This window comes from Acinetobacter amyesii, assembly GCF_002018365.1.
Taxonomy (GTDB): Bacteria; Pseudomonadota; Gammaproteobacteria; order Pseudomonadales; family Moraxellaceae; genus Acinetobacter; species Acinetobacter amyesii.
Genome location: NZ_MVKX01000010.1, coordinates 70133 through 83399, shown reverse-complemented (window position 1 = coordinate 83399; position 13267 = coordinate 70133). Strand labels below are relative to the sequence as shown.

The following is a 13267-nucleotide window of genomic DNA, read 5'->3' as shown; positions in this document are numbered from 1 at the left end:
CGTGCGGGTTTTTTATTATATTGGGGGAGAGAAATTATAAAATTGAATGCTTATGCTGCCTTCAGAGCTTTTTGAAAAGCGTCGACAGAATCTAACACAAGCCATTGACCACTGGGTGGCAACAGGCTCTTTTAAAAATGGCAAAGCCGTGTGTGAACATTTTGGCTTAGCAGTTCCTTTAATTTCCCAATTATTAAATAGTCATCGGCAGATTGGAGAGAAATTTGCACGTGAGTTAGAGTCACAATTGGGACTCATAAAGGGAAGTTTGGATGATGAAGTTCAGTTTATAGAACAAGACAAGCGCACTAAGGAGCAAGTAAGTTTAGTCCTTTTTGAAATGCAGGTGGTTGAGACACAGGCATTTTCATTAAAACCGATTTCAAATAATGCATCTCAATATTCAGCATTATTTAAAAACACTCAAGACTTATATTTTATTCGCATCACAGCGTCGTATTATGCACCTGTATTACAAGAGGGTTGGCTTGTGGTCTGTGATGAACGGCGAGGAGTGGAGAGATCGGATCTAGCCTGTGTATATTTGCGGAATGGTTTAAATCTTATTTTAAACGTAATGCAGCAAACAGATGATACGTGGCAATTTGCAAGTCTAGACCAAAAACGACAGGTGGAATTCCTGCAATCAGATATTGAAAAATTACATCCTATTATTGCGATCTTACCTAGCTCATTTATTTAACGTAGTCGCATAAAAAAACCCATCCGAAGATGGGTTTTGATCTGAACTATAAGTCGAAAAGCTTAAGGAATCTCTTCTTCTTCAAATTCAGGCTTCACTTGTACAATGAAGTCTTGACGGTTCAGGCCACGCCATAATGCGAAGGCTGTACCAATGTAGATTGATGAATATGTACCCACAAATACACCAACAAACATTGCAACAGAGAACCATTTCAGACCATCACCGCCCAGTACCATCATCGCCACAACAACCAGTAACAGTGTCATAGAAGTATGAATGGTACGGCGAAGTGTTTCAGTCAAAGCACTGTTCACAACTTCGAGAGGTTCTGCACCGCGAATCTTACGGAAGTTTTCACGAATACGGTCAGATACAACGATGTTATCGTTGAGCGAGAAACCGATAATCGCGAGTAGCGCAGCCAAAACTGTTAAGTCAAACGGCCACTGCATCATGGCAAAGATACCAATGGTCACCACGATATCGTGGAATAAAGACAATACAGCACCCATCGCAAGTTTGAACTCAAAGCGAATAGTGACATAAACTAGCATGAGCAGTAGGGCAAGACCTACAGCACCCGCAGAACGCACGTAGAGTTCATTACCGACTTGTCCACCCACCACATCAACTTTATGCACTTCTGCTTTATTGCCTGGCAATTGAGCAGCAGTCGTAATGGCTTTGGTTAAGTCTTCAGCTTCAATGTCTTTTTGAACTGGCATACGAACCATCAGGTCGCGGTCAGATCCTAAAGTTTGTACTACAGGGTCTTTAAAGCCAGCCTTTGTCAGCGCTGAGCTCACATCGGCAGATTTTACCGGTTGACTATAGTTCAACTCTGCTGCCACACCGCCAGTAAAGTCCAAACCGAGGTTTAGACCTTTGGTGCAAATAAAAAAGATACTTGCGAGCGTTAAGATAATCGATATCAAGGCTGCCGGTTTGGCAATCTTCATAAACGGAATAATGTGCTCGTTATCCGGACGGCCGTATTGTTTCGGTTGAGTATTTTCAGTCATCTTCGATCTCCTAAATGCTCAACTTCTTCAGGTTACGTTTTTTACCATAGATGATTTGTACGATTGCACGTGTCACAGTAATTGCTGTGAACATTGAGCAGACAATACCAATCATTAGGGTAACCGCGAAGCCTTTAATTGGGCCAGTACCAATTGCGAACAGAATGAAAGCAACCAAGAATGTGGTTAAGTTGGAGTCAAAGATGGTGTTATACGCACGATCATAACCCGCAACAATCGCCTGTTTCGGCGAGGCACCCCATTTAATTTCCTCTCGTATCCGCTCACAGATCAGTACGTTGGCATCGACCGCCATACCAATGGTAATCACGATACCTGCAATACCCGGAAGGGTGAGGGACGCGCCAATCCAAGACATGATGGTTAAAATCATGGCAAGGTTAACCACGAGAGCAAAGTTGGCAATCAAACCGAATAGACGGAAGAAGACCACCATCCAAATCGCAACCAATAAGAAACCGATTTGAGTTGATAATACGCCTTTGTCGATGTTTTCTTGACCGAGACTCGGACCAATCACACGTTCTTCAACGAAGTACATTGGCGCTGCCAATGCACCTGCACGTAACATCAATGCAAGTTCAGACGCTTCTTGAGGTGAATCTAGACCAGTAATACGGAACTGAGAACCTAATACAGCTTGAATCGTTGCCGCATTGATGACTACCGATTCGGTATAAGGTGTACGAACTTCAGTTTGTGTACCTGTTGCAGGATCTGCAACATAACTAATTTTTTGTTTGTTCTCAATGAACAGAACAGCCATTCGTTTGCCTACAGCATTACGAGTAGCTTCTGACATCAACTTACCGCCCGCAGTGTCCAAAGTAATGTTTACTTCAGCACCACCTGTATCTTGGCTAAAGCCTGATGACGCGTTTTGTACACGTTCACCCGTTAAGATACGGTTACGGTTAAGCAATAATTGACGACCACTGTCCAAAGATTCATAAGCAAATGCCTCTGTACCCGGCGGTAATGAGCCTTTTGCTTGACCTGTGTATGGATCGATGTATTGATCATTTAAGTCAGAAACCAAGCGGAACTCTAGGTTTGCCGTACGACCAAGCACACGTTTTGCTTCAGCAGTATCTTGTACACCCGGTAATTCAACCACAATACGGTTGCTACCTTGGGTTTGCACCAATGCTTCCGCTACACCTAACTCGTTAATACGGTTACGTAAAGTCGTTAAGTTTTGGTTGACAGCATAAGACTGAATTTCTTGTTTACGTGTATCTGTGTAGCTTAGACGAAGAGTCGAACCTTCTGTTGTTGCAACCGCTTGTTGAGTATATTCATTGCCGTTACGACGAAGGAAATCCATAGCTGCAGAACGGTCATCATTATTTGCAAATTGCATCGTAATGGTGTTGTTGTTCAAAGATAAGCTATTGAATTTTAATTTATTGTCGCGAAGTTGGCGACGTAAGTCAGCCGCAGACGTTTCCATACGTTGTGAAATGGCTTTATCCATATCCACTTCAAGTAGGAAATGTACACCACCACGTAAATCCAGACCCAGCTTCATTGGTTTAGCACCAATTTTTTGTAGCCATTCTGGCGTAGTTGGCGCAAGGTTCAATGCGACGACATAATTTTCACCGAGCCCACGACGCAGTGCTTCTTTCGCTTTTAATTGTTGTTCACTCGAATCAACACGTAATAAAGCGGCATTATTGGTGAAGCTATTGTCATGGCTGGCAATATTTTCAGATTTTAAAATCTGCTCTGCTTTTTGTACGATGCTTTGGTCAATCTGGGTACCGGCTTTGGCACCTGAAATTTGAACAGCAGGTTCATCAGGATACAAACTTGGCAGGGCATATAATGTACTGATGACTAGTACCACTAGAATCAGTAGATATTTCCATGCTGGGTAACGCATTCGTTTTCTTCTTAAAATGAAAAAAGCCGTGCGGGTGCACGACTTATTTTTTGATTAAAGGTTATTTAGAGTGCCTTCAGGCAGAACTGAAATCACACTTGCGCGTTGTACTTTTACTTCTACGCCACGGTTCAGTTCAACAACTGCAAAATCACCTTCGATTTTTGTGATTTTACCCATTAAACCGCCCGCAAAAACAACTTCACTACCAACACCTAGGCTTTCAATTAGTGCACGATGTTCTTTTGCACGTTTTGATTGAGGGCGCCAGATCAAGAAGTAGAAGATTGCGACAAATACCGCAATCATCAACAGGTTTGCCATCATGCTTGGTTGCTGTGCAGCTTCACCTGCCGCGTGAGCAGTAGAAATAAAAAGGCTCATTTCATTTTCCTAAACTAAAAAAACTGGTTATCAATACTTTGATAAATAAATTGGACTTGTTCAGCAATTTACCTTGTCTTTTTCTTCAGCGCAAATGCTGAAAGAATTAATCTTGAGGACAAGGAGGCACTTCCATGCCGCGACGACGATAAAAGTCTTCAACAAACTCATCAAAAGTGCCATGATCGAGAGCATCACGCATCGCTTCAGTTAGACGTAGGTAATAACGTAAGTTATGAATAGTACCGAGCATCGAACCGAGCATTTCGCCGCATTTCTCAAGATGGAAGAGATAAGATTTGGTGAAGTTTGTACAGGTATAACAGTCGCAATGTGGGTCAAGTGGACTTTGATCATGACGATATTTGGCATTTCGAATACGCACTAAACCGTCGGTCACAAAATAATGACCATTACGTGCATTTCGAGTTGGCATCACACAGTCAAACATATCGACACCGCGACGAACCGCTTCTACGATATCTTCTGGTTTACCAACACCCATCAAGTAACGTGGTTTATCCGCAGGCATTTTCTCTGGAAGATAATCCAATACTTTGATCATTTCTTCTTTTGGTTCGCCAACAGACAAGCCGCCAATGGCATAACCATCAAAATCAATTTCTTTCAGACCATTTAAAGATTCATCACGTAAATCTTCGTACATGCCGCCTTGGATAATACCAAACAGGGCATTACGGTTTTTCAGCACGTCATGATGTTGAGTCTTACAACGTTTCGCCCAACGCAATGAAAGCTGCAATGATTTTTGCGCTTCTTCATGTGTCGCAGGATAAGGCGTACATTCATCAAAAATCATCACGATGTCTGAATTCAGTGTGTGCTGAATATCCATCGAAATTTCAGGAGATAAAAAGACTTTAGAGCCGTCAATTGGAGAGCGGAAAGTTACGCCATCTTCTTTAATTTTGCGCATAGCGCCAAGGCTGAAGACTTGGAAACCGCCTGAATCTGTCAAAATCGGGTTATTCCATTTCATGAATTGGTGTAAGCCACCATGTTCACGAATAACATCTAGGCCTGGGCGTAGATATAAATGGAAAGTATTGCCCAAAATAACTTGGGATTTAATTTCTTTAATGTCACGTGGGAGCATGCCTTTTACAGTACCGTAAGTACCGACAGGCATAAACATAGGTGTTTCAACGACACCATGTTCAAGGGTTAAACGGCCGCGACGAGCACGGCCCGATTGCGCCAATTTTTCAAACTTCATACAAGGTCCAGATCAAGGCGAAAAAACAGTTCGCTGATGGTAAGAGTGCTAAAAGTGCTCTATTTTCCTTGATTCTGCGGTTAAACGCTAGCTTTGTCGGGTGTTAAGTCTGTAAATTTATAGATCGCATCTTGTGACATGGCTTCATCTGAACTCTTGGCATTAAAATAGAACTGGTTAATTCGCTGCAAAATTTCTTCTTTTTCCATCGCAAATGTACCTTTCGGGTCCGATGTCATGGCCACGATGCTGTCAATGAGCTTTTGAATATAGGGATTCGTGGTTGCATAGCTTTTTTCTAAGCTTAATAGATAGACTTCATTGGCAACATGTAAATAGTTATAAGGTTGTATCTCAACGATTTGTGCCAAATCAATCAGCAGGTCTTTATCATACTGAGACAACTTCATACGCTTGGGTAAGCTGTCGAGCTTGAGTGGTTGTTTGGATTTGAGAAAATCGTCAAGCTGTGTACTTGGTGTATTTAAAACCTGAGCTGAATAAATCTCTATTTCGGGCTGTGTTGGGACCGTGATAAAAAACAGAATATTGTCCAATTCAATACCATAGGACTGAGCCAAGTCGACTTTTGTTTGTTGTATGGCATTGAGCAAGATTGAAAGATGGTTAGTTGACTCAGACTTCATTGAGCTTTCGATTGAAGATGGATCAAGGTCTAAAAGACACACTTCATTTACCGATGTCATTTTGAACTGCGAGAAGTCTTGACTTAAAGACGGTAGGCTACGATAGCGCCATTTCGACACATTCCATCGATCATACGCTGCAAGATATTGAGCAGAATCTTCATCTTCGGAAAAAATACTACGCTGCGTAGAGACTGCGATATAGTCCATGGACAAATAGGGATTGAACACCAACGTACATGCGTAAATATGGTCGTCTTGGTGCTGCTCATAGAGTTTGAAAAACGCCTGAATCAGCACATTTTTCAGTGCATTAATTTGATTTTGCATATTTTATTTTTCTTTCTAGTTTTGGAGGTGCTTGATCACCTCATCATTATTTTTTTACTTTGGTACGTTAAAGCCCGAACTTAAAAGTTCGGACGATAATCAAAATTTTGGCTGGCAGCTTGATCGCGGAAAGGGCGAACCGCTTTTTTACTCAGCAATAGCGTATTAATAATATTGTTAGGAAACACTTGAATGTGGTTGTTGAACAACTCGACGTTGCGGTTAAAAATAGTAATTGCCGCACCGACATTTTCATTTTGTTCTTCAATTTCATTCATCATTTTCAGATAAATATCATTGGCTTTGAGCTCAGGATAGTTTTCAACCACAACATTCAGGCTGCGCATCAGATCTTGATTTAAGGCTTCAATACGCTGTAATTGGCTGACATCGGTACTATTGACGTTTAAATTCATAATGTTTTGACGGAGTTCAGTGACTTTTGCCAAAGTCCCTTGTTCAAAATTGGAATATTGCTCAACCAAAGGCTGTAATCCATCTAAAATTTTGATTTTTTGACGTTCATAGCTGGCTACATCTGACCATGCACGAATGGTTGCATTGTGATGTCGGACAATATTGTTGCGAATCATGATTGCGCCAATCACCAATGCAATGATGATTAAAACAAAGATCAAAAGCCCCATAAAATTTTATCCTCAAGATAAAAGGTCGTAAGTTAAAACATTATTGTATGAAATCTATTTTAAAAACTGCGTTAAGTCGTTTTTCAAATTTTCTAAAGCATTTAATTTAAAGGTTCTAAGATGCCCACGCAATGCCGAAACATCTTGAATTCGTTTTGCTTTACTACTGACTTTAAATAAATCTGTAGAGCCAAGATAGCACATTATTCGGTGGCTCGGATGAAATAGCAGATCACCTTCACGGTTTTGAAAAAAATCCGCCAGTCGGAGGACAAAGCCCGGGCTGAGTAATTTAGCGATTTCCATTTGGTTATCGCCATAAAACTTTAATTTTTGATTGGTTTGAATATCGCTGCTGTGCCAAGGAAAACTATAGGGATAGCCAAAGTTTTTGCCTGTTGCAGATACGGCAAGTCCATGGATGCCAATATCAAAAACAAATACGCCCCACAGGTCTTTATGAATTTCTTTAACCGTGACTTCATCACCGTCTTTGTCACGTACTTTCAGTTCATTCACATAGTGATAATGAAAGACCATGACCTGATGCTGTTGCTGATTTTCATCTTCCCAAACGGTGCTTGCAAAGGTCTGAATGTCATTCGAAAGGCTGCCTTGCTTAAACACGGGGAACATGCGTTTAAGATTGCCAATAAATTGCAGATTATTCAGCGGCATCGAAATGTATTGAGGCTGTCGGTTAAAAGCCAGTTGGTATTTTCTAGCAATGCATTCGGTTTCTAAAAACGCAATAACTTCTTCGAGCGGGTCATCTTTTTCATAACTGATATAGGCCCAGAATACCATGGCCAACCCCACAGCAAAGCAGAGCTGTGCCCAGCCATGATCGGGCTGAATCACAATAAACAGCATGAAGCCGATACCCAGCGCAGCTAAAGCTAGGGGCAGTAAATTTTCAAATTTGAGCGTAATGGGCGCGTTCCATGGATGTAGCCCATCGAGGAGTTCTTGATGTGTTTTGGCGTTTCGGCCTATATCCCAGAGCCGAGCGATATTCTGAAAAACCACAGCATTCTTTTTTCGACGAATATGGATGGAGTGCTTTACAGAATCTATCGGCATAGGGATGATTTCAGCGTAATTTTATTTGTGGTTAATATTATCAATTAACATCGCATCACCATAACTAAAGAAGCGATATTGGCTGTCGACGGCATGGTGATAGGCATTCAAAATATTGTCTCGATTGGACAACGCTGACACTAACATGAGCAGGGTAGACTCAGGTAAATGGAAGTTGGTAATTAAACGATCGACTACTTTGAACTCATAACCTGGGTAGATAAAGATTTGTGTATCACCTGTCCAACCCTTGAGTTCGCCGCCATTGGCTTGAGCAGCACTTTCAGTCGCACGAGTCGCGGTGGTACCGACAGCAATGACCTTATTGCCACGTGCTTTTGTCTCACGGATTAAAGCCATAGATTCTTCTGATACGTCACACCATTCGCTGTGCATGATGTGATTTTCAATGTCATTGGTGCGCACGGGTAAGAATGTACCAGCACCCACATGCAAGGTAACAAAAGTTTTATTTACGCCTTTGTCTGCCAATTTTTTGAGTAGCGCTTCATCAAAATGTAAGCTTGCTGTTGGTGCTGCAACAGATGCCAATTTGGTTGGATCGTTAAACACGGTTTGATAGCGTTCTGTATCAATCGCTTCTGCTTCACGGTTAAAGTAAGGCGGAATCGGTAAAGCACCGTATAAATCTAAAACTTGTAAAATAGGCTGTGAAAATTCCACAACAAATAAGTTTTCATGACGGCCTTGAACGGTCACTTTAACTTCGTCTGGACCAATAAATAATTCCGCACCTTCTTTAGGCGTATTGCTGGCTTTAATGTGGCAATGTGCGGTTTTTGGATCAAGAATACGTTCAACCAAGACTTCAACTGCACCACCTGTAGCGCGTTTGCCTTTTAAGCGAGCTTTCATCACTTTGGTATCGTTCAGTACCAATAAGTCACCTTCATTGAGCAAGTCTAAAATGTCAGTGAAATGATGGTCGTGATATTCGCCATTTAGATCGAGATGGAGCAGGCGTGATGCACTACGTGTTTCAAGCGGATAGCGGGCAATGAGTTCGTCAGGGAGATTGAAGTTAAAGTCAGAAAGTTGCATGTTTAAGAAATCTGAAAAGGGGATAATGAAATTTGGCTTAGTATAAGCTTTTTTGGGTTTTAACGCTGAAATTGATGGATTATCCATCTAAAAATTCTTATACGGTTTATTTTTAATCAAATGAGAACATCATGCGTTGACAAGTTTTTGAAACAGTTTATTATACGTTTCAACACCTTCCCGAGGTGGTGAAATTGGTAGACGCGGTGGATTCAAAATCCACTATCAGAGATGATGTGTCGGTTCGAGTCCGACCCTCGGGACCAAAATTCTAAAAGACCCCAAGCTTATTAAGACTTGGGGTTTTTTATTGCCCGTAATTAAATCTATAAAATATGTTTTGGACATTCAAATAAAAAGAAATATTTTTATGATGAAAAGTATGTATTAATAATTCCAATATTTGCTTTTCCCTCTTCATTTTTAAAGGATCTAAAAATGCTTTGGCTTATTGCAAAATATGCGATGACGGCTGGAATGGTGGTATTGATTTCAGAAGTAGCTAAACGTAGTGATCGTTTGGGTGGTTTGATTGCAGCATTACCCATTGTAACGGTGCTCGTATTAATTTGGATGAAACTTGAAAATCAAGATCCGCAGAAAATTTCAAATCATGCATGGTATACGTTTTGGTATGTAGTGCCGACTCTGCCTATGTTTTTATTGTTTCCAATACTTTATGCACGCTGTGGTTTTTGGCCGACGTTAGTAATTTGCTGTGTTGTTACAATAGGATTGTTTTTTTTATGGTCAGTTGTATTACATCGTTTCGGAATTGATTTAATCTAAAATTATATTTTACCTTTATTTATGAGTTGAATTTTAGAATAAGAATTACAGGCAATAAAAAACCAGCGCTTTCGCGCTGGTTTTTTACATCACTAACTTGCGTTAGTTTTGCATCAACTTATTGAGCAGCATCAAGAGCAGCATTCAAAGTTGCGCTTGGACGCATTACAGCATTTACTTTCGCTGTATCTACAGCGTAGTAACCACCGATGTCCGCAGCTTTACCTTGAACTTCAGCAAGTTCTGCAACGATTTTTTCTTCGTTGTCAGCAAGTGCTTGAGCAAGAGGGGCGAATTTCGCTTTAAGATCTGCATCTTCGTCTTGCGCAGCAAGTTCTTCAGCCCAGTATTTAGCAAGGTAGAAGTGGCTGCCACGGTTGTCTAGTTCGCCAGTACGACGTGATGGAGACTTGTCATTGTCAAGCAATTTACCAGTCGCAGCATCAAGTGTATTTGCAAGAAGTTTAGCTTTCGCGTTGTCTTCTTTGATGCCCATTTCTTCTAGAGAAACAGCAAGCGCCAAGAACTCACCTAAAGAATCCCAACGTAAGTGGTTTTCTTCTACAAGTTGTTGCACGTGTTTAGGCGCAGAACCACCCGCACCAGTTTCGTACATGCCGCCACCAGCCATTAGAGGCACGATAGAAAGCATTTTCGCAGAAGTACCCAATTCCATAATCGGGAACAAGTCTGTTAGGTAGTCACGTAGGATGTTACCAGTTACAGAAATTGTATCTAGGCCACGAGCAACACGTTCAAGTGTATAACGCATAGCACGTACTTGAGACATGATTTGAATGTCTAAACCAGTAGTGTCGTGCTCTTTCAAGTAAGTTTGAACTTTCTTGATGAGTTCGTTTTCGTGTGGACGGTACGGGTCAAGCCAGAAGATCGCAGGCATGCCTGAGTTGCGTGCACGAGTCACAGCAAGTTTCACCCAGTCACGGATTGGAGCGTCTTTCACTTGGCACATACGCCAGATATCGCCTTCTTCCACGTTTTGTGACATCAACACTTCACCAGTTTCTAGGTCAGTGATGTTTGCAACACCCGCTTCAGCGATTTCGAAAGTTTTGTCGTGTGAGCCGTATTCTTCAGCTTTTTGCGCCATCAAACCAACGTTAGGAACTGTACCCATAGTACGTGGGTCAAAGTTACCATTCCATTTACAGAAATTGATCATTTCTTGGTAGATACGCGCGAAAGTAGATTCAGGCATTACAGCTTTACAGTCGTACTGTTTGCCGTCAGCACCCCACATTTTACCGCCACCACGGATCATTGCAGGCATAGATGCATCTACAATTACGTCGTTAGGTGAGTGGAAGTTAGTGATGCCTTTTGCAGAATCAACCATTGCAAGAGCAGGACGGTGTTCTTGGCAAGCATGTAAGTCAGCAATGATTTCTTCACGAAGAGAAGTCGGAAGAGTTTCAATTTTTTCGTAAAGACCAGACATACCGTTGTTGATGTTAATACCTAACTCATCAAACAATTTGCCGTGTTTTTCGAATGCATCTTTGTAGTAAATCTTCACACAGTGACCGAAAACGATTGGGTGAGACACCTTCATCATGGTCGCTTTTACGTGTAGAGAGAATAAAATGCCTGCTTCTTTACAATCATCTAATTCTTTTTCATAGAAGTCGCAAAGTGCTTTTTTGCTCATGAACATTGAGTCGATGATTTCGCCGTCTTGAAGCGCAACTTTTGGCTTAAGAACAACAGTTTCACCAGACTTAGTGATCAATTCCATTTTTACATTGCGAGCGCGGTCTAAAGTCATAGACTTTTCGCCGTGGTAGAAGTCACCTTCGTCCATGTGAGAAACGTGAGTTTGTGACCACTGTTTCCATTCGCTCATAGAGTGCGGATGTTTCTTCGCGTAATTTTTTACTGCAGTAGGCGCACGACGGTCAGAGTTACCTTCACGAAGTACAGGGTTTACAGCAGAACCTAGGCATTTGCTATAACGCGCCTTGATTTCTTTTTCTTCCTCAGTCGCTGGGTTTTCTGGGTAGTTCGGAACTGCAAAACCTTTAGACTGTAATTCTTTAATGCAAGCAGTTAATTGGCCAACTGAAGCACTGATGTTCGGAAGTTTGATAATGTTTGTGCTTGGATCTTGGGTTAATTGTCCAAGCTCTGCCAAGTTATTTGGCACCTTTTGTTCTTCGCTTAGGTAGCCTGAAAATTCAGCGAGTACACGTGCTGCAACTGAGATATCGCGTTTAACGATTTCAACGCCAGCAGGTTTAGTAAAGGTTTCAATGATCGGCAGCAGAGAGTAAGTCGCCAATAATGGCGCCTCGTCGGTCAGTGTGTAGATGATAGTTGACTTTCCACCAGCCATATATAGCCCCTTGCTTTAGATTGTGTCTTTGAGGTCCGAGCTTGTGGCTCGCCTCTATGAACCGATTTGCTTAAATAAAACTATGAAAGTATCGGGGTTCATTGCTTTTCAGTCAACGCAAGATCCTGTGATGTGGTCATTTCGTAGAAAAATGATACAAAAGAAGTGCAGTTTGACGCCCAATTTTAGCGCAAAACCGAGAAGGGGAATATTGAAAGCTTGTTATTCATAGCTTAAAGCTATTGAACAATTAAATTTATATCGTTTTCTTGGGGCTGATCTGTTCTTTATGGCTCGTTCGAATTTTAGTTGTAAAGCAAAGCGTAGGGCAGGTCAAACCGAAAGCCTTAGCTTTTAGGTGTAGATTTGGTGCGTAAGTTCGAAAATTCATCAGGATTGGGGCGTTTATAAAAGAACGACGTGAATTTGATGCTCCGTTTGACTTTGAACGCTCGCGGAATGTTTATGCGATAACTTATATATCTGATGAATAAGGCATGGCTATTTTTAGCCTTAGTCGATTGAATGCGTGATTTCATGTAGAGCAGAAGCATGAATCGAATCTTTAGCTTAGTTTAATAAATTAAAAGCGAGACAGTTTTGTTTGAAGCAGCAATGACATGCTCAACTGATAAAAACTAATAAATTAGTCTAATAGAAAAACTTAAAAATAGATTCATTTAGTGTAGCTGATTGAAACGAGCATTTTGTTGAGCAATTTGGTCATAGAATAGTCATAAATATCACTATTTTTTGTGATGTGGTTAAAGAAAATTAAGCCTAGTTTTTTAGGTCTTATGTAAATGAATGTTTCTTTTGGTCGTGTTTTTAGTTTGAATAAAACGCGAAAAGTACGATTTAAAATAAACAGTCAATAAAATTTAAATTAATTTAAGTTTCTAATTTTATTATTTTAATTTTTGTATTGCATTTAATCTGATGTTCTTTATAGATTTTTTTATTTTCTAATTGGATGAAAGTTCGATTAAATGACTGATTCGTAAATGATCTTGGTCTTTTTGTTAGAATTTGTTATTGAGTGTTCTGGCTATTTTTGCTATTAATCTTGATCGTAGCAGTTGGTTTTTATCGATGAGA

General features: G+C 40.9%; 11 protein-coding genes and 1 tRNA gene. 3 read left to right on the top strand and 9 right to left on the bottom strand.

The window, feature by feature from the left end:
- The first annotated feature begins 52 nt into the window (after positions 1-52).
- A complete protein-coding gene (locus B1202_RS14265; RefSeq protein ID WP_078191274.1) occupies positions 53-703 on the top strand; it encodes a hypothetical protein in 651 nt (216 codons plus the stop codon).
- A gap of 62 nt (positions 704-765) precedes the next feature.
- Here the strand turns inward: B1202_RS14265 and secF are convergent, their stop codons facing one another.
- The 8 genes from secF to queA all read right to left on the bottom strand — a co-directional run bounded on the left by secF (position 766) and on the right by queA (position 9027).
- The gene (gene secF / locus B1202_RS14260; protein WP_078191273.1) at positions 766-1728 is read right to left on the bottom strand and encodes a protein translocase subunit SecF; all 963 of its coding nucleotides are present in this window, start codon (positions 1726-1728) and stop codon (positions 766-768) included.
- 10 nt (positions 1729-1738) lie between these two features.
- Positions 1739-3637, bottom strand: a complete 1899-nt coding sequence (secD, locus tag B1202_RS14255) for a protein translocase subunit SecD (RefSeq protein WP_078191272.1) — start codon at positions 3635-3637, stop codon at positions 1739-1741.
- Positions 3638-3691: 54 nt separating this feature from the next.
- Positions 3692-4021 (bottom strand): preprotein translocase subunit YajC, encoded by a 330-nt coding sequence (gene yajC, locus B1202_RS14250; RefSeq protein ID WP_078191271.1) that lies wholly within the window; start codon positions 4019-4021, stop codon positions 3692-3694.
- Between the two features lie 106 nt (positions 4022-4127).
- Positions 4128-5258 carry a tRNA guanosine(34) transglycosylase Tgt gene (gene tgt / locus B1202_RS14245; protein ID WP_078191270.1) on the bottom strand — a complete coding sequence of 377 codons (1131 nt, stop codon included), beginning with the start codon at positions 5256-5258 and terminating at the stop codon, positions 4128-4130.
- A gap of 80 nt (positions 5259-5338) precedes the next feature.
- On the bottom strand, positions 5339-6235 hold the full coding sequence (locus B1202_RS14240) for a DUF4303 domain-containing protein (RefSeq protein ID WP_078191269.1): 897 nt from the start codon (positions 6233-6235) through the stop codon (positions 5339-5341).
- Positions 6236-6315: 80 nt separating this feature from the next.
- Entirely contained in the window at positions 6316-6882 is a 567-nt protein-coding gene (locus B1202_RS14235; RefSeq protein WP_078191268.1) for a LemA family protein, read from the bottom strand.
- A gap of 54 nt (positions 6883-6936) precedes the next feature.
- Entirely contained in the window at positions 6937-7965 is a 1029-nt protein-coding gene (locus B1202_RS14230; RefSeq protein WP_078191267.1) for a hypothetical protein, read from the bottom strand.
- A gap of 21 nt (positions 7966-7986) precedes the next feature.
- Entirely contained in the window at positions 7987-9027 is a 1041-nt protein-coding gene (gene queA / locus B1202_RS14225; RefSeq protein ID WP_078191326.1) for a tRNA preQ1(34) S-adenosylmethionine ribosyltransferase-isomerase QueA, read from the bottom strand.
- 179 nt (positions 9028-9206) lie between these two features.
- On the opposite strand from queA, the gene B1202_RS14220 reads away from it, so the two are divergent.
- Both B1202_RS14220 and B1202_RS14215 read left to right on the top strand, forming a co-directional pair.
- Positions 9207-9293 (top strand) — tRNA-Leu (locus tag B1202_RS14220).
- A gap of 172 nt (positions 9294-9465) precedes the next feature.
- Positions 9466-9816 carry a DUF3147 family protein gene (locus B1202_RS14215; RefSeq protein WP_078191266.1) on the top strand — a complete coding sequence of 117 codons (351 nt, stop codon included), beginning with the start codon at positions 9466-9468 and terminating at the stop codon, positions 9814-9816.
- A gap of 118 nt (positions 9817-9934) precedes the next feature.
- Here the strand turns inward: B1202_RS14215 and B1202_RS14210 are convergent, their stop codons facing one another.
- Positions 9935-12169: an NADP-dependent isocitrate dehydrogenase gene (locus B1202_RS14210; RefSeq protein WP_078191265.1), complete on the bottom strand. Its 2235-nt coding sequence runs from the start codon at positions 12167-12169 to the stop codon at positions 9935-9937.
- Positions 12170-13267: the final 1098 nt, after the last annotated feature.